This window comes from Salinivibrio sp. AR640 (assembly GCF_001995405.1).
Classification (GTDB): Bacteria; Pseudomonadota; Gammaproteobacteria; order Enterobacterales; family Vibrionaceae; genus Salinivibrio; species Salinivibrio costicola.
This window is the reverse complement of sequence record NZ_MUFD01000032.1, coordinates 1-17,243: the sequence shown is the minus strand read 5'-3', so window position 1 is coordinate 17,243 and position 17,243 is coordinate 1. Positions and strand designations below refer to the sequence as shown.

The window sequence follows — 17,243 nt, the reverse complement described above, 5'->3', positions numbered from 1 at the left end:
CATATGTGGTATTTCACGTGGATTCTCGGTGTGCTGCTGGCATGCGCCTTCGGGATCATCAATGCGTTATGGCTTGAGCATACCGAAGCTATGGATCACGATAATGAGTGATCGGCAACCCGCTCCTTTAGGCCAGGATTTTTCTGGCCTTTGGCGGCTGCTCTCATTGGCCAGTGCATTATGCTGGGGGGGCCAAGTAATGTGGGCGCCTGAAGCCTTCGCGCAGCGCATGGGCGGCGTCACGTTCCTCATGGGCGTGGGCCTACTTTACGCCACCTGCTTGGGCGTGATTCACGCTGTCGGCTTTACAGCGCAAGGCAAAGGGAGCCGCTGGCTTACTTGGCCGCCATTAGGGTGGGGCGTGTCTCTTCTTTTGCTCGCCTTGATGTGGCTACGCTAGTTGAGCCAAACGCTCGGTGAACAAGCGCAAAGTGACAAACGAATGACAAAAGCACCCAGGTGGTGCTTTTTTCATCACTGGCTGCGGAGTCTTTTTGTGTTTTTTGCGGCATATCACTTCTTGCGCCCGTCATGGGCCACCAATGCAGCGACTGCGCGGCTTCAGCATTTCTATACATCGATAACTTAGGTATAGTAATTGCCTATCGCTGAACCTATATGGATACAGTCATGACTGAATCAACGCCGTTTCGTTGGCCTGTGCGTGTTTATTATGAAGACACAGACGCCGGCGGGGTGGTTTATCACGCCAACTACCTCAAGTACTTTGAGCGTGCGCGCACTGAACTGTTACGCCAAATCGGTGTCAATCAACAGGCCTTGTTTGCCGAGCACTATGCGTTTGTAGTGCGCCACATGGATATCGACTTTCACCGCGGTGCACGGCTGGATGATGCTCTTGATGTTGTCACCACAGTGTCAGCCATGGGGCGCGCCAGCATGACGTTTTGTCAAAGCTTGGTGAATTCTGATCAAAAAGCATTGTGTGTGGCAACGGTTAAGATAGCCTGTGTCGACCCAGCCACCATGAAACCCAAATCGATTCCAACACAGATTAAATCGGAGATGATGACGTGACCGCTGAACTTTCCATTCTCGACCTGTTTTTACAAGCAAGCCTGCTTGTTAAGGGAGTGATGCTGATATTACTGGGTATGTCAGTGATGTCTTGGGCCATGATCATCAAGCGCTCAAAAGTGATGCAGCAAGCCTTTAGCCGAGCGGAGCGATTTGAAGACCGATTCTGGTCGGGGATCGATCTCTCACAGCTGTTTCAAGAAGTGCAGGCCCGCAAGGATCACCTCACCGGTAGCGAGAAAATTTTCTACGCGGGTTTCAAAGAATTTGCCCGCCTGCATCGCAGTAACGACAAAGTGCCTGATGCCGTGATGGAAGGCACGTCACGGGCGATGCGTGTTTCCCTGTCTAAACAAGTTGAAGAGCTTGAAACCCACTTACCGTTTTTGGCCACCGTAGGCTCAATTAGCCCCTACATCGGCCTATTTGGCACCGTGTGGGGCATTATGCATGCCTTTATCGCCCTGGGTGCGGTGAAACAAGCCACATTGGCGATGGTTGCGCCCGGGATTGCTGAAGCCTTAGTCGCGACAGCCATGGGTCTATTTGCAGCGATCCCTGCCGTCATGGCTTACAACCGTTTGACAGCCAAAGTGAGCAAGCTTGAACACAACTACATGAACTTTATGGAAGAATTTTCTAGCATTCTTCACCGTCAAGCGTTTGCGGCAACCCAGGAGTAATCCATGGCGTATCAACCAAAACGACGCAAAATGACGGCGGAAATCAATGTGGTGCCCTACATTGACGTGATGCTGGTATTGCTGATTATCTTTATGGTCACCGCGCCGTTTGTGACCCAAGGCGTCGATGTCGATTTACCACAGACCACGCAGGCCAAAACAGCGGCAGAGTTGGCGGAAGAAGAAGATAGCGGCGCGTTCATCATTGTGGAAGTGGATCAAGACGGCCAGCTCGGGCTCAGTGTCAACAATGGTGATATGACCCGAGGACTCAGCCTAGAAGAAATTTTGGTGCGGGTAAAAGCCGAACTTCAGCTTAACCCTAAATCCCCCGTCTTAGTCGGCGGTGATGGCCGCGTCCCCTATTCAGAAATCATCCTAACGCTTGATGCATTAAACCAAGCCGGCGTGTCGTCGGTGGGCTTAATGACAGAGCCGTATGAGTCGTAGGTGAGGATGATGAACGAGCCAAACCATCGCGATCAGGCGACCAAAAGCAAAAAAAAAGACTCACTGGTGCCAGCGCTTGCCATTTCCGGCGGGCTACACGTGTTGTTGGTAATTGTGCTGTTATGGGGGGCAGATTTCACCTCAGACGCCAAGCCAACCCCGAAAGCTGGGCGCTCCATTGAAGCCACCGTGATTGATCCGGCCGTGGTGAATGCACAGGCAAAAAAAATTCGCCAGCAGCGCGATCAAGCCAAACGCGAAGAAGCCGAGCGGTTAAAGCGATTAGAGCAGCAAGCGAAACGCCTTGAGCAACAACGCGAGCAAGAAGAACAGCGCCTTCGCGAGGTCAAGCGGAAAAAGCTCGAAGCGGAACGTCAAGCACGAGAAGAGCAAAAGCGGATTGCCGAGGAGCAAGCCAAGGCCAAAGAACAAGCACGCCTTGCTAAACAACAGGCGGAACAAGCCGAACGCGAGCGTCAGCGCAAGTTAGAACAACAACGGAAAGCGGAATTGGCGGCGGAAAAAGCGGAGAAAGCGCGGCAAGAAAAACTGGCGGCTGAACGCAAAGCCGAAGCTGAACGCCAACGCAAGCTTGAGGCAAAGCGCAAAGCCGAAGAGCAAGCGTTAAAAGAGGCAGAGCAGGCGCGCAAAGAAGCCGAACAAGCGAGAAAAGAGGCCGAGCGCCGGGCGCAAGAAGCCAAACGGCAACAGCAAGAGCAAGAAGCGGCGCTTAATGATTTGTTTTCGGGGCTGGAATCGGAAGCCAGCCAACGGCAAAGCGCGCGCGGACAATTTGTGGACAACGAAGTGGCGCGATACGGCGCCATTTTTACGCAAATGATCCAACAAAGATTGATTGTTGATGATGGTTTAAGTGGCCAAGAGTGTGTGGTCAATATGCGCTTGTCACCTACCGGCCTATTGCTTAATGTGGAACAAAAAGCGGGCAACTCGCGATTGTGTCGTGCAACAAAAACCGCGGTCGCGTCCGTATCACAATTTCCAATGCCAGACGATGGCGATATTATTGCTAAGTTACGTGATATCGAGTTAACCGTTCGACCTAACTAACCGACAGGATAAAAAACATGATGGAAGTGAGCCCCTGTGGTGGCACAAACCATGTCACAAACACGCGTCAGGATCGTTTACGGACGTGGCAAGTTGCCGCCGTTGTAATGCTGTTGGCCTGTTTGTCGTTACTCACGCAACCGGCACACGCTGCGCTTAAGTTGGTGATCACCGAAGGGGTGAACACAGCCAGGCCCATTGGCGTGATCCCCTTCCAATGGAAAGGGCAAGGCGAGATGCCTGAAGATATTGCCGGTGTAGTGGGATCCGATTTACGTCGCAGCGGTAAATTTAACCCATTATCTGTCAGTGACATGCCGCAAACGCCTTACAAAGATGCCGATGTCGATTACAACGCTTGGACCTCTCTCGGGGTGGATGCCGTGGTCACTGGCACCGTGACGCCCACGTCAGACGGCCGTTACCAAATTGATTACCAACTGATTGATATTGTGCGTGGCCAGCTCACGGGCGGCGACAGTAAAGGCCTAGGCGCCGATGGCCAGCTGGTACAAACCGATGACCACTTATTGGTCAACAACCGCGCCACGGTCAAAGAAAGCGATCTGCGCCGTTATTCGCATCGCATTGCCAATATTGTGTATGAACAGCTCACCGGCGAAAAAGGAGCCTTCTTGACCCGTATCGCCTATGTGGTGATTGATAAAGAGAACGACTACCCCTACCAACTGCGCTTATCGGATTACGATGGCTATAACGAACGCTTGATCTTGCGCTCTAAACAGCCATTGATGTCACCGTCGTGGTCACCGGATGGTCGCCAACTGGCATATGTCAGCTTTGAAAATGGCCAAGCCGAAATCTTTGTCATGGATATTTACACCGGTGAGCGCGAGAAGATTTCGTCTTATCCGCGTCACAATGGTTCGCCTCAGTTCTCGCCCGATGGCAGCAAGCTGGCCATGGTGCTGTCCAAAACCGGTAGCCTGCAGCTTTATATCTTCGATTTAAAGAGCAAAAAACTGACCCAAATTACCCATGGTCGTGCCAATAGCACCGAGCCATTTTGGGATCCCGATGGTAACTCGCTCATCTACACCTCGGACCGGGGTGGCAAACCACAGATTTATCGCGTAAATTTAGACGATGGAACCAGCCGACGGATCACGTGGGAAGGCAATCAAAATATGGGAGGGCAACTGACTCCTGATGGCCGCCACTTGATCATGGTAAATCAATCCGCGTCTGGCTATAACATTGCAAAACAAGACTTAAACAGCGGGGCGGTGCAAATCCTAACCAAAACCTTGTTGGATGAGTCGCCAAGTATTGCGCCAAATGGCAGCATGGTGATTTACAGCTCGGTATATGGACGTAAGAATGTGTTGTCACTCGTCTCAATCGACGGCCGCTTTAAAGCGCGGTTACCGGCAACCAACGGGCGCGTGCGTGCACCAGCCTGGTCACCTTACCTGTAGTTTTTTAATTTTAAACAACGTGCGCTAACTTTCTAGAAAAGGAAAATAGAATGCAAATCAATAAAGTACTGAAAGGTCTGGCGGTGGCACTGCCAATGTTAACTCTGGCTGCGTGTAGCTCAAGCGACAGCGCGACGGGCAGTGATGCTGGTCAATCAACCAACCAAAACGGCACTACCGTGGTATCACCGGTTGACGGCCAAGGCTCAATGACTGAGCAACAAATCCGTAACCAAGAGCTGCGTCAGTCGCAAACCGTTTACTTCAACTTTGACGACTCATCAGTACTACCACAATACGAAGACATGCTGGATGCGCACGCGACTTACCTGCGTGACAACCCAGCGATGGAAGTAGTCGTTGAAGGCCATGCTGACGAGCGCGGTACCCCAGAGTACAACATCGCACTGGGCGAGCGCCGTGCTGAAGCTGTGTCTAAATACCTACAAGCGTTGGGTGTGCCAGCTAGCCAAATCTCTATCGTGAGCTACGGCGAAGAAAAACCGCTGGTCCTTGGCCAAAGCGAAGAAGCTTACGCCAAAAACCGTCGTTCGGTATTAGTGTACTAATCCAGCCGATAGGTAGTGGAAACGAGTATGAAAATAAACAGTAACTCTGTGCGAACCCTCGCGCTGGCGTTACTGGTGAGTGTGGCAGCCCCCGCGGCTGCCACATCTGCTCCGGTGACAGAAGTAGGGGCGGGTGGCTCTGCCGTTGATCGTCTAGAACGTATGCTACAAGCGCGTAACCAAATGCAGCTTGATATGCAACGCCAACTTGATCAAATGGCGCAAGAGCTAAGCACGTTACGCGGCAGTGTTGAGCGTAACAGCTACGACATCAAACAAATGGTAGAACGCCAGCGCGATCTCTATCGCGAGGTTGATACGCTAAGAACCGCGAAACAAACGGTCCCAGCCCCCCAAGAAGAGGCGCAAGACGCATCATCTGTTAGCTTTACGGATGATAAAAGCGAAAACGCCGCGTATGAAGCTGCCGTCAACCTGATCTTAAAAGAGAAAGACTACCAAGGCGCAACCAAAGCATTTAAAGCGTTTCTTTCTAAATACCCAGAATCGGTATACACAGCAAACGCCCACTATTGGCTCGGCCAGCTTTATTTTTCTAAAAGTGAATTTGAGCAGGCAAACCAAGAGTTTACGGCAGTTAGCAAGTTTAAAGACTCCAACAAACGTGCCGACGCATTGCTCAAACTCGGCCTGATTGCGCAAAAACAAGGTAACGGCGACCAAGCCGATCAATACTTCCAGCAAGTGATTGATACCTACCCAGACTCAACCAGCGCCAAACAAGCCAAAAATGCGATGTAGGACGATGGTGCCATCGGCAACGGTGGTTCCATTGGCAACGATGACATAAGGCGTTAATACTTAACCTCGATGATCCCATTGGCGTAGGTGACACAAGCCCCCGCACCGTGTTGGATATGTGCACATGGCCAACGGGCGCCTGTCACGATCAGCGTTAGAATTTAGCACGAATGTCGGAGGTACGCCGCGGACATTGATTCAGTAGTCCGCATCTCACCGGTGCTTGTCCGACCTACGCGTTATTTTAACGTCGATGAAGGTATTGATTCCGTGCCACGGCGCTTTTCCGGTCTGCGTGCTAATTTGTTTCTCCCCCCACTCGCGTTATACTACCCGGACTGGAAGCCCCGGACTGGAAGTAAGCATGAGTAATCCCATGAGCCAAGTGATTGAAACGTCGCAAAGGGTCTATCCCTTTCCGCCGAAACCGATGGCATTGAGTGACGAAGAGAAAAAACAACACGTTGCACGCATCAAACAACTATTAAAACAAAAAGACGCGGTACTTGTTGCTCACTATTACACGGACCCAGAGATCCAAGCCCTCGCCGAAGAAACCGGCGGGTGCGTGGCCGACTCGTTAGAAATGGCCCGTTTTGGCAATCAACACCCAGCCAAGACCCTGATCGTGGCCGGTGTACGCTTTATGGGGGAGACCGCTAAAATCCTCACCCCAGAGAAAACCGTCTTAATGCCAACGCTTAATGCCGAGTGCTCGTTAGACTTAGGCTGTCCTGCCGATGAATTCACCGCGTTTTGTGACGCACACCCAGATCACACCGTCGTGGTGTATGCCAATACCTCGGCCGCCGTCAAAGCACGTGCCGATTGGGTGGTCACCTCAAGCATCGCGTTAGAGATTGTCGAGCACCTAGACAGCCAAGATAAGCCAATTATCTGGGCCCCAGATCGCCACCTAGGCGCCTATATCGAAAAAGAAACTGGCGCTGACATGGTCTTATGGCAAGGCGAATGCGTAGTCCACGACGAATTCTCAGCCCAAGCGCTAGAAAAAATGAAACACCTTTACCCCGATGCCGCGATTCTTGTTCACCCTGAATCCCCAGCGAGCGTGGTAAAAATGGCCGATGCCGTTGGCTCGACCAGTCAGCTGATTAAAGCGGCGCAAACGCTGCCGAATGAAAAGCTGATTGTCGCCACCGATAAAGGCATTTTCTACAAAATGCAACAAATGGTGCCAGACAAAGAATTAGTCGAAGCCCCCACCGCCGGCGCAGGTGCCACCTGTCGCAGCTGCGCCCACTGCCCATGGATGGCAATGAACGGCCTTAAAGCGATTGAAAACGCGCTTGAAAACGGCGGCGAAGAGCATGAAATTCACGTTGATGATAACGTGCGCGAAAAAGCGTTAATCCCACTCAACCGCATGCTCAACTTCGCCGCGGAGATGAAGGGGTAAAGCGGTTCCTAGGGCCTAGGCTTCTAGTTCCTAGGAAAAGATGACGGATTACAGAATACAGAAAGAGCAAAAGCCCCGATGCGCGCACGGTTTGCTCTTTCTAGTTTCTAGCCTCTAGAAGTGAAGCGTCTCGTCTCTTTCCGTACTTCGTAAGCGAAGCGCTCTGTATTCAGAAATCCTGAACATTGCGTAGGTCGGCATAAGCGCCTTCTCGATCGCACAAGCTTGGTGTGATTTCCGCCGCGCGCCATCCGACATTGGCGGTTAAATGTGGCGCCGATCGTGACAGGCGCCCCGTTGGCAATGTGCACATATCCAACACTGTGCCGGGGCTTGTGTCATCGTCGCCAATGATACCTCTGGCTGTTTACTCCGCATCTTCCGCCAATGCTGCGCCGTGGTGGGTGAGGCCACATAACATAGTTGGCATAGCGTTGAAGATTTCCTCAAACTGTGCCAACTCTTCTGCGCCTTGTGCTTCCATGGTAGAAAGGGCGGTTTCTGGATCGTAAAGCAAGCTGATGGAAAGCACCACGCCACCGAGTAGGGCATTACCATCGGTGTTTTCCGGCATCAGCGTTTCCCAGTCATCACGGGTTAGGCTCCAGCCTTGTAGTAACCCTTCGGCGAAATCGCGCGTGGCTTGGTTGACAATTTCGGCGTCATCCAACAAACACCCTTCCGGCCATTGCCAGTTTTTTTCCAACAGCTGTTGGCGCTGCGCATTCCAAATATCGACAATCAGGTTCGCGTACTGCTCAAACTGCTCATGGCTTTCAAATGGCGCTTGCTCGTCACCTCCCCACATTACGGGGAGCCACTCACTGGGGCTAATGACATGGGGCGCGGCAGCCATAGCGGTCACCACACCACGGGTTTGCATTTCGTTAAGCAGTTGCGCGCTATCAGCATGTTGGATAAGGAATTCGGATAAAGTCATCAGGCTCTCATTCGTATTCGATCTGTGTGCTGAGTTTAACAGCTTTCATGTTCACTTGCTTCCAACTGATGTGATCCATATGGATGCGACTGGTGATGGAATAGCCATTTAAACCTAAACCTATCACCAACAACTTGACCGCAAAGCAGCAACTCTCTATAGTACGCCCCGTTAACGCGACAGCGGGGTTATAAGCCACCCAGTGTAAATGTCGTTTGACACACAATATGGTGAGGTGTCCGAGTGGCTGAAGGAGCACGCCTGGAAAGCGTGTATACGGCAACGTATCGAGGGTTCGAATCCCTCTCTCACCGCCATCATTAAAAAAACCGCCCTCGTGGCGGTTTTTTGCTATGTGCAGCCGCTAGTCGTTCCTCAATCCTCGTGATACCCTTTTCTCAGGTTTGATCCAAGAGAATAAAACGATGAAAATTGCCGTTGCTGGAACAGGTTACGTCGGCCTGTCAAACGCCATGTTACTGGCGCAACACAATGAAGTGGTCGCACTCGACATTGTGGAAGAAAAGGTCAACTTTCTTAACAACCAACAATCCCCGATTGTCGATACCGAAATCGAGCGATTTCTGGTCGAAAAGTCACTGAACTTTACCGCCACCTTAGATAAAGAGCAGGCCTACCAAGGCGCGGACTTTGTGGTGATTGCCACCCCCACCGACTACGATCCCGAAACCAACTACTTTAATACCAGCTCGGTTGAGGCGGTGATTAAAGATGTGATGGCGATTAACCCCGATGCGGTGATGGTGATCAAATCAACGGTGCCTGTGGGCTATACCGAGCATATTAAGCAACAAATGGGCTGTGAAAACATCCTCTTTTCCCCTGAGTTTTTGCGCGAAGGCAAAGCGCTTTACGATAACTTGTATCCATCACGGATCATTGTTGGTGAGCAATCCGAGCGCGCGCGCCAGTTCGCCACGCTGTTGCAACAAGGCGCAGTCAAATCGGGTATCTCGGTCTTGTTTACCCACTCCACCGAAGCCGAAGCGGTGAAACTCTTCTCCAACACCTACTTGGCGATGCGGGTGGCGTATTTTAACGAGCTGGACAGCTACGCCGAATCCCACGGTTTAGACGCGCGCCAGATCATTGAAGGGGTAGGGCTAGACCCGCGCATTGGCGATCACTACAATAACCCCTCCTTTGGTTACGGCGGTTACTGTCTGCCAAAAGACACCCGACAACTATTGGCTAACTACCAAGATGTGCCCAATAACATCATTCAAGCCATTGTTGACGCCAACACCACCCGCAAAGACTTTATTGCCAATGCGGTTATTGCCAAAAAACCGGAGGTGGTCGGTGTATACCGTTTGGTGATGAAATCTGGCTCAGACAACTTCCGCGCCTCGGCCATCCAAGGGATCATGAAACGGATTAAAGCCAAAGGCATTGACGTGGTGGTATACGAGCCGGTGCTTGAAGAAGACACCTTCTTTAACTCAGACGTCATCAAAGACTTGGACACCTTCAAACAACGCGCTGATGTGATCGTTGCCAACCGCATGGTCGACGAGATCCGCGATGTAGAAAGCAAAGTCTACACCCGCGACTTATTCGGGGCGGATTGATTTTCGGTGCCAAAGTATATTCGTCGGTGGTGCCATTGGCGTAGGTGACACAAGGCGTTAATATTTAACGCTTATGATTCCATTGGCGTAGGTGACACAAGCCCCGGTAAGATGTCAACTATGATGCACTATGCTGCCTGGGCGCCTGTCACGTTCGGCGCCAAATTTAACATCGAGGTTAATTTTTGGCTTTGATGTCGGATGGCGCGCTGCGCAAATCACACCAAGCTTGCGCGATCGAGTTGGCGCTTATACCGACCTACGCGTACTTTAACGTCAATGATGCCATTCAAGATTTACTCGTTCCCACGCTCCTGCGTGGGAATGCATAATGTCGGATGGCGCGCGGCCCACATTGTGATAATGATTGGCATTGAGCTGGCGCTTATGCCGACCTACGCCTGATTTATATATCGGCGATGCCATTGGCTGGGCTTACTCTTTTCGTCTTCTCCCTCGCAAAATCCTCCAAACACCATACAACTCAAAGACCTACCTCGCTTATCCTTCCCCGCACATTCATAACCGGTGGATGATGCCATGTTATTTATTACCAGCCGTATTCCCGAACAAGGGCCGACCAGTGTGGCTGGCCGTTGGTTAAGTTTTGATAGCCAAAATACCGATATCTCAAAGTGGGTGTATTTTTGCCAGCGCGCCGGGCAGGGTGAATACCAAGAGATCACCGCGGCGCCGTTTATGGCCAAACTGAAAGCCTTGCCCGCGCATACTCAAATCCTCTTTTTGCTCCATGGCTACAATAACCAAATGGAGCGCAACATCTTCCCGATGGCGCAGACCTTACAACACCAGTTTGATCGCCTCGCCCCCAACGCCATGCTGGTGGTGCCGATTATCTGGCCCTGTGACGACGATGGCCGGCTCGGTGCTATCGATGATTACTGGGACGACCAACTCGCCGCCACCGCGTCAGGGTTGGCATTTAGCCGCTTACTGGCGATGTTTGATGACTGGCGCCGCGCCCCCGAGCAACAAACCACCCCGTGTAAACGACGCATGAACGTGCTTGCCCACTCCATGGGCAATCGCACCTTAATCAGCACTTTTTCCCATTGGCACCAGCACGCCGGGCTCGACACCATGCCGCAATGGTTTCGGCATATCTTTATGATGGCCGCCGATGTCGATAACCAAGCCCTAGAGCCGCACCAGCCGGGCAGGGCCGTGCTGGATGCCGCCAAACAAGTCCACATTTACTATGCCGCCGATGATATCGCCATGGCCGCCTCAAAAGTGGTCAACGTACGCCACCGCACCGTCACCCGGCGATTAGGCATGACCGGCCCCGAAAATCTCGACGCACTCCCTGCGAACAAAGTGACGGTAACCGACTGCGACGCCTTTAACGACCAATTCGACCCAAATTGGGGTCATACCTATTTCCTCACCGACGACAACGGCCACCCAAGCCCATTGATAGAACAGATGATGGATAAGATGATAGGTACATAAATACCATTGGCGACGATGGTGCCATTGGCGTAGGTGACACAAGCCCCGGTAAGATGATGGATAGGTGCACATTGTAAACGGGCGCCTGTCACGATCAGCGCCAATTTTAACCTTAATGTCGGATGGCGCGCGGCTCACATCGTGATAATGATTGGCATTGTGCTGGCGCTTATGCCGACCTACGCCTGGTTTATATATCGGTGGTGCCATTGGCGACGATGACACAAGCACTGGCGCTTGTCCGACCAACGCCTGATTTGTTCTCCAACTTCTTCAACAAGGACGTTATCATGCCCAACACTTCACTAAAAACCTCAATAGACAATGAAACCCTCACCGTCACTCACCACGGTGGCTATCAAACCGTGACTGGCTCTTGCCACCAAGTGGATATAAAACCCAGTGGCTTACGCTTGCTGATTGACTGCGGCCAATACCAAGGCGATGAAGCGCGGGCGGCGAGGGTGAGCTTAAATGGCAAACGCATCGATGCGCTGATCCTCACTCATGCTCATATCGATCACTGTGGTTTGCTGCCTTGGCTACTGGCGGCGGGGTTTAACGGTCCCATTTATTGCACCGAGGCCACTGCGGAGCTGGTGCCGCTATTAATTGACGATACTTTAAAGCTGCAACTCAACATGAATTATGGTCATCGTCAGCAGGTACTCGAACGTATCCGCCAGTTAACCGTGACCTTGCCTTATAACAGCTGGCACCGGCTAAAGCCCAAGCAAAAAGGGCAGCCAGCAACCTATTTGCGCTTGCAACCGGCCGGGCATATTTTGGGCTCGGCCTATGTCGAATTAAAACTACCTGACCAACAACGCGTAGTGTTCTCCGGCGATTTAGGGCCCAGCAACACGCCACTGCTGCCTGATCCAACCCCGCCAATCCGTGCCGATATTTTGTTTTTAGAATCCACCTATGGCGATAAAACCCATGAATCCGTCGCCACCCGTGCCCAGCGGCTCGAGGCGATCGTTCAACGCTCACTAGAAGACGGCGGCGCAATATTAATCCCCGCATTCAGTGTCGGCCGCACCCAAGAACTGTTGTTTGATATTGAGCAGCTCATTCACCAAAAGCAGCTTGATGAGGCGCTCCCTATCATTCTTGACTCGCCCATGGCGCAAAAGGTGACGCGCCATTATCGCCAGTTTAAAAAGCTGTGGAGCAAAGAGGCCAAAACCAAGCTAAATCAACATCGCCATCCGTTAGCCTTTGAGCAATGCATCACCATTGATGAACACAGCCAGCATATGGCGCTGGTCAATCGCCTCAAACAAAGCGGCGAGCCGGCCATTGTGGTCGCCGCCTCCGGCATGTGCCAAGGCGGACGGATTATGAACTACCTTGCCGCCTTGCTTGAAGACAAACGCACCGATGTGATTTTTGCCGGCTACCAAGCCCAACACACCCTCGGGCGTGATATTCAGCAAGGCAACAAACAAGTGTGGATAGACAACACGCAAGTCACCGTCAATGCGCAAATTCACACAATCTCCGGTTACTCCGCCCACGCCGATCAAAATGACCTGGTTAACTTCGTGCAAAGCATCCAACCGCCCCCCAAGCAGATTCACTTGATTCATGGCGAACTGGACAGCCAGCGGGAACTAGACGCGAAGCTGCTTTTTCCCATCGCCTAGGGCCCTTTCGCCCAAAAAACCGCCACACCGCTTGCGCAATGTCGACTTTTTGGCGTTCGGCCTTTTGCCGGTAAAAAATTAGCAGGTAAACTCAAACCGTCTCAAAATTTACTGCGGTGCGCCTTGTGCAGCCACATACAATCTAGCTATGCGCACAGGGGGAGCGACACCTCATGGCGGTAGCGTGGGTAAATTGGACAAAAAAAGAGTGTTCAGAGTTTCTTATACGAAAGTATTTAAAGCTATGTTTTAAATGACATTTCTTATTTCAATGTACGTAGGGCTCTAAATATGTTTCCAAAAAAGGTTTTAACAGTGTTTGGAACGCGTCCCGAAGCGATCAAAATTGCCCCTGTCGTTCACGCTCTCGCAGCAGATGCACGTTTTGAAGCCAAGTGTTGTGTGACGGCTCAGCACCGAGAAATGCTAGACCAAGTGTTAGAGTTATTCGAGATTACACCAGATTACGATTTGAATCTGATGCGAGCGGGCCAGACACTCAATGATGTGACGGCACGTATTATTCAAGAGCTAAAACCCGTTCTTCAGGAGTTTAAGCCAGACGTGGTTTTGGTTCACGGCGATACTGCAACCACGTTAGCGGCGAGCTTAGCCGCATACTATGAACAAATTGAAGTTGGCCATGTTGAAGCAGGCCTACGCACTGGTAATATATATTCACCGTGGCCAGAAGAAGCCAACCGTCGTTTGACCGGCGTGCTAACTAAGTACCACTTTGCCCCAACCGAAACCTCGAAAGAGAATCTTTTACGTGAAAATTTTGCGTCAGATACTATTTATGTGACAGGCAATACCGTCATTGATGCTCTGCTGATGGTGAAAGATAAAATTGAGTCTGATCAGTATTTGAATGAAACGCTAGCCGGCCAGTTTCCGTTCTTAGATGAGAGCAAAAGACTCATCTTAGTAACAGGCCATCGTAGAGAGAGCTTTGGTGGTGGATTTGAGCGAATTTGTGAAGCATTAGCCATTACAGCGAAAGCGCATCCGGACACTCAAATACTGTATCCAATGCATCTCAATCCGAATGTACGTGAGCCAGTTAATCGTATTTTAGCGGGCATTGAAAACATCCATCTTATTGAACCTCAACAGTATTTACCATTTATCTACCTAATGAGTCGTGCACACATAATTCTTACCGACTCCGGTGGTATTCAAGAAGAAGCGCCCTCTCTAGGTAAACCAGTACTAGTCATGCGGGATACTACAGAACGTCCCGAAGCGGTGGATGCTGGCACGGTGAAGTTAGTCGGAACTAATGTTGAGACCATTGTTGGTAGTTTAAACGAATTGCTTACGAATGAAACTGCTTATCAAACAATGAGCTTTGCCCATAATCCATACGGCGATGGACAGGCTTGTCAGCGCATTTTAACAGCATTATTAAAGTAAAAGTTATTGGATTTACATATGTCATTTGAAACCATTTCAGTGGTAGGCCTTGGTTACATCGGCCTACCAACTGCCGCTATGTTTGCGTCACGTAAGAAAAAAGTCATCGGCGTGGATGTAAACCAGCATGCAGTTGATACTATAAATCAAGGAAAGATTCATATTGTTGAGCCTGAACTTGACAAGCTTGTACACGCGGCTTTCGAATACGGTTATCTAAAGGCAACGTTAACGCCTGAGCCTGCGGACGCCTTTTTGATCGCAGTGCCAACACCATTTTTACCTTGTAATGAAGGTGAGATTCCTACTCCGGATCTTTCGTATATTGAAGCTGCGAGTAAAGCAATTGCTCCTGTCTTGAAGAAAGGTGATTTAGTCATACTAGAGTCGACTTCACCAGTAGGAGCTACAGAGCAAATGGCTTGTTGGCTAGCTGAAGTTCGCTCAGACCTTACATTCCCACAGACTCACGGTGAAGATGCAGACATTAATATCGCACATTGTCCAGAACGTGTATTGCCAGGTCATGTGGTGAGAGAGTTAGTTGAAAATGACCGTGTTGTAGGTGGCCTTACACCTAAATGTTCGCAACGCTCAGTAGACTTATATCAAACATTTGTCCAAGGCGAATGTGTTATAACTAATGCGCGCACCGCCGAAATGACGAAATTAACGGAAAATAGCTGTAGAGATGTGCAAATTGCATTTGCCAATGAGCTATCTATAATTTGTGATAAATTGGATATTGACGTTTGGGAGCTTATTTCTTTAGCAAATCGCCACCCTCGTATTAATATTCTTCAACCTGGGCCAGGTGTTGGTGGCCACTGTATTGCTGTTGACCCATGGTTTATCGTATCTGAAATGCCAGTAGAAGCTAAGATTATTCATACTGCACGTAAGGTTAATGACAGTAAGCCAGGATGGGTGGTCGATAAGACTAAAATGGCTATTGCAGACTTCTTGCAAGAGAATACTAATAAAACTGCCAAAGAAGTTAAAATTGCTTGCTACGGTCTAGCTTTTAAGCCTGATATCGGCGACTTACGTGAAAGCCCTGCAATGCAGATTGTAAAAGAAATTGCTTCTTTTCACACAGGAAACGTAATTGCGGTTGAGCCTAATATTCAGCAACTATCTAGTTCATTAGAGAAAGTTGAGCTCCAGAGTTTTGATGTTGCAAAATCGACCTCTGATATTCACGTTATGCTCGTTGATCATAAAGAATTTAAAGCGGAGTCACTCAACTCACCATATTTAGTCGATACTAAGGGGATTTGGTAATGAACGCTATTTTTCCTTTAATTGGCCGTAATGAAGCCCTGTTTACACAAGATATTGAAAACCATGAAGCAGAGCTATCACGCATTGTTTCTGAGTCCAGTTTTCTTGTCCTAGGGGGCGCAGGTTCAATTGGCCAAGCCGTAACTAAAGAAATCTTCAAGCGTAACCCTAAAAAATTGCATGTTGTTGATATTAGTGAAAACAACATGGTAGAGCTTGTTCGAGATATCCGTAGTTCGTCTGGTTACATTGATGGTGACTTCCAAGCATTTGCTTTGGATATTGGTTCTCTAGAGTACGACGCATTCATTAAAGCCGATGGTAAGTTTGATTATGTACTGAACCTATCTGCGCTTAAGCATGTTAGAAGCGAAAAAGATCCTTACACATTGATGCGTATGATCGATGTAAATGTCTTTAACACCGAAAAAACGATCCAGCAGTCTATTGATGCTGATGCGAAAAAATACTTCTGTGTTTCAACAGATAAAGCCGCAAACCCAGTCAATATGATGGGTGCTTCTAAGCGTATCATGGAAATGTTCCTAATGCGTAAGAGCGAAGAGATTGCGATTTCTACGGCACGTTTTGCTAACGTTGCTTTCTCTGATGGCTCATTACTGCATGGTTTTAATCAGCGCTTATTAAAGAACCAGCCTATCGTGGCTCCGAACGACATCAAACGTTACTTCGTGACACCACAAGAGTCAGGTGAGCTGTGCCTCATGTCATGTCTCTTTGGTGAAAACCGCGACATTTTCTTCCCGAAACTGAGTGAAGCACTGCACTTGATTTCGTTTGCCGACATTGCGGTGAAATATCTTAAGCAGCGTGGTTATGAGCCTCATTTGTGTGATAGTGAAGAAGAAGCTCGTGAGTTAGTGAAAATGCTACCTACGCAAGGTAAGTGGCCTTGTCTGTTTACGTCAAGCGACACGACGGGTGAAAAAGACTTTGAAGAGTTTTTCACAGACAAAGAGGAGTTAGATATGTCTCGATTTGAAAACTTAGGTATCATAAAAAATGACCCTTTGTATCAACAAGAGATGCTGACGTTATTTGAAAACACCATTGCGGATATGAAAGACAAGCGTGGATGGAACAAAGAACAAATCGTTGAGCTGTTCTTTACCATGATCCCTGATTTTGGGCATAAAGAGACGGGGGAATACCTCGATAGTAAGATGTAAGCGGAGCAGGGAAAACGCATGAAGATCCGCGCCACGCCTGGGCTAGCAATTTAATGACTAAGTTATCACTTAGGGCTGAAAACCGTGCGTTATGCCATATTTATTAATTAAAATAAGTGAAAATAAAGGATCAATTTGTTGATCATTTTCAGTGCGATTTAATGGTCTCCTAACGTTTAGGAGGTTAAAAATGACAGAAGATAAAAGTCCATTTATGCATTTCGTTTCCATTAGAGACATTCGCCAAGAAGGTAAAGTTAAAGT

At 49.7% G+C, this 17,243-nt stretch carries 18 protein-coding genes and 1 tRNA gene; 17 read left to right on the top strand and 2 right to left on the bottom strand.

Annotated features, from left to right (window positions below; translation table 11 throughout):
• Positions 1 to 3: 3 nt before the first annotated feature.
• The 10 genes from cydX (at position 4) to nadA (ending at position 7,432) form a co-directional block, all read left to right on the top strand.
• Complete coding sequence (gene cydX / locus BZG75_RS13645) at positions 4 to 111, top strand: cytochrome bd-I oxidase subunit CydX (protein WP_021024361.1); 108 nt, start codon at positions 4 to 6, stop codon at positions 109 to 111.
• Complete coding sequence (locus BZG75_RS13640; RefSeq protein ID WP_021024362.1) at positions 104 to 400, top strand: cyd operon YbgE family protein; 297 nt, start codon at positions 104 to 106, stop codon at positions 398 to 400. Before cydX ends, BZG75_RS13640 begins: the two co-directional genes overlap by 8 nt.
• A gap of 230 nt (positions 401 to 630) precedes the next feature.
• Positions 631 to 1,038, top strand: coding sequence for a tol-pal system-associated acyl-CoA thioesterase (ybgC, locus tag BZG75_RS13635; RefSeq protein WP_021024364.1), 408 nt, complete (start codon positions 631 to 633; stop codon positions 1,036 to 1,038).
• On the top strand, positions 1,035 to 1,721 hold the full coding sequence (gene tolQ, locus BZG75_RS13630) for a protein TolQ (RefSeq protein WP_021024365.1): 687 nt from the start codon (positions 1,035 to 1,037) through the stop codon (positions 1,719 to 1,721). The genes ybgC and tolQ overlap by 4 nt, the downstream gene beginning before the upstream one ends.
• Positions 1,722 to 1,724: 3 nt before the next feature.
• Positions 1,725 to 2,171, top strand: a complete 447-nt coding sequence (gene tolR / locus BZG75_RS13625; RefSeq protein WP_021024366.1) for a protein TolR — start codon at positions 1,725 to 1,727, stop codon at positions 2,169 to 2,171.
• Positions 2,172 to 2,180: 9 nt separating this feature from the next.
• On the top strand, positions 2,181 to 3,242 hold the full coding sequence (gene tolA, locus BZG75_RS13620; RefSeq protein WP_077577275.1) for a cell envelope integrity protein TolA: 1,062 nt from the start codon (positions 2,181 to 2,183) through the stop codon (positions 3,240 to 3,242).
• A 107-nt stretch (positions 3,243 to 3,349) separates the two neighbouring features.
• Positions 3,350 to 4,681 (top strand): Tol-Pal system beta propeller repeat protein TolB, encoded by a 1,332-nt coding sequence (gene tolB, locus BZG75_RS13615; RefSeq protein ID WP_077460491.1) that lies wholly within the window; start codon positions 3,350 to 3,352, stop codon positions 4,679 to 4,681.
• 50 nt (positions 4,682 to 4,731) lie between these two features.
• A complete protein-coding gene (gene pal / locus BZG75_RS13610) occupies positions 4,732 to 5,250 on the top strand; it encodes a peptidoglycan-associated lipoprotein Pal (RefSeq protein WP_077460433.1) in 519 nt (172 codons plus the stop codon).
• A 33-nt stretch (positions 5,251 to 5,283) separates the two neighbouring features.
• Positions 5,284 to 6,012 (top strand): tol-pal system protein YbgF, encoded by a 729-nt coding sequence (gene ybgF / locus BZG75_RS13605; protein WP_077577286.1) that lies wholly within the window; start codon positions 5,284 to 5,286, stop codon positions 6,010 to 6,012.
• A 376-nt stretch (positions 6,013 to 6,388) separates the two neighbouring features.
• A complete protein-coding gene (nadA, locus tag BZG75_RS13600) occupies positions 6,389 to 7,432 on the top strand; it encodes a quinolinate synthase NadA (protein ID WP_021024371.1) in 1,044 nt (347 codons plus the stop codon).
• A 367-nt stretch (positions 7,433 to 7,799) separates the two neighbouring features.
• Here the strand turns inward: nadA and BZG75_RS13595 are convergent, their stop codons facing one another.
• Positions 7,800 to 8,372 carry a UPF0149 family protein gene (locus tag BZG75_RS13595; RefSeq protein WP_077577274.1) on the bottom strand — a complete coding sequence of 191 codons (573 nt, stop codon included), beginning with the start codon at positions 8,370 to 8,372 and terminating at the stop codon, positions 7,800 to 7,802.
• A gap of 229 nt (positions 8,373 to 8,601) precedes the next feature.
• Between BZG75_RS13595 and BZG75_RS13590 the strand changes: the two genes are divergently transcribed.
• From BZG75_RS13590 to BZG75_RS13560, 7 genes are all read left to right on the top strand, one after another.
• Positions 8,602 to 8,689 (top strand) — tRNA-Ser (locus BZG75_RS13590).
• A gap of 108 nt (positions 8,690 to 8,797) precedes the next feature.
• Positions 8,798 to 9,964: a nucleotide sugar dehydrogenase gene (locus BZG75_RS13585; RefSeq protein WP_077577273.1), complete on the top strand. Its 1,167-nt coding sequence runs from the start codon at positions 8,798 to 8,800 to the stop codon at positions 9,962 to 9,964.
• A gap of 540 nt (positions 9,965 to 10,504) precedes the next feature.
• A complete protein-coding gene (locus tag BZG75_RS13580; protein ID WP_077577272.1) occupies positions 10,505 to 11,437 on the top strand; it encodes an alpha/beta hydrolase in 933 nt (310 codons plus the stop codon).
• 290 nt (positions 11,438 to 11,727) lie between these two features.
• Positions 11,728 to 13,089 (top strand): MBL fold metallo-hydrolase RNA specificity domain-containing protein, encoded by a 1,362-nt coding sequence (locus BZG75_RS13575; protein WP_077577285.1) that lies wholly within the window; start codon positions 11,728 to 11,730, stop codon positions 13,087 to 13,089.
• Positions 13,090 to 13,380: 291 nt separating this feature from the next.
• Positions 13,381 to 14,505 (top strand): non-hydrolyzing UDP-N-acetylglucosamine 2-epimerase, encoded by a 1,125-nt coding sequence (gene wecB, locus BZG75_RS13570; RefSeq protein WP_077577271.1) that lies wholly within the window; start codon positions 13,381 to 13,383, stop codon positions 14,503 to 14,505.
• A gap of 18 nt (positions 14,506 to 14,523) precedes the next feature.
• A complete protein-coding gene (wecC, locus tag BZG75_RS13565) occupies positions 14,524 to 15,789 on the top strand; it encodes a UDP-N-acetyl-D-mannosamine dehydrogenase (protein WP_077577270.1) in 1,266 nt (421 codons plus the stop codon).
• Complete coding sequence (locus BZG75_RS13560) at positions 15,789 to 16,979, top strand: UDP-N-acetylglucosamine 4,6-dehydratase (protein ID WP_077577269.1); 1,191 nt, start codon at positions 15,789 to 15,791, stop codon at positions 16,977 to 16,979. The genes wecC and BZG75_RS13560 overlap by 1 nt, the downstream gene beginning before the upstream one ends.
• Before the next feature lie 69 nt (positions 16,980 to 17,048).
• On the opposite strand, the gene BZG75_RS15465 is transcribed toward BZG75_RS13560, so the two are convergent.
• A partial coding sequence (locus tag BZG75_RS15465; RefSeq protein ID WP_206779527.1) for a hypothetical protein occupies positions 17,049 to 17,243 on the bottom strand: 195 nt, incomplete at its 5' end.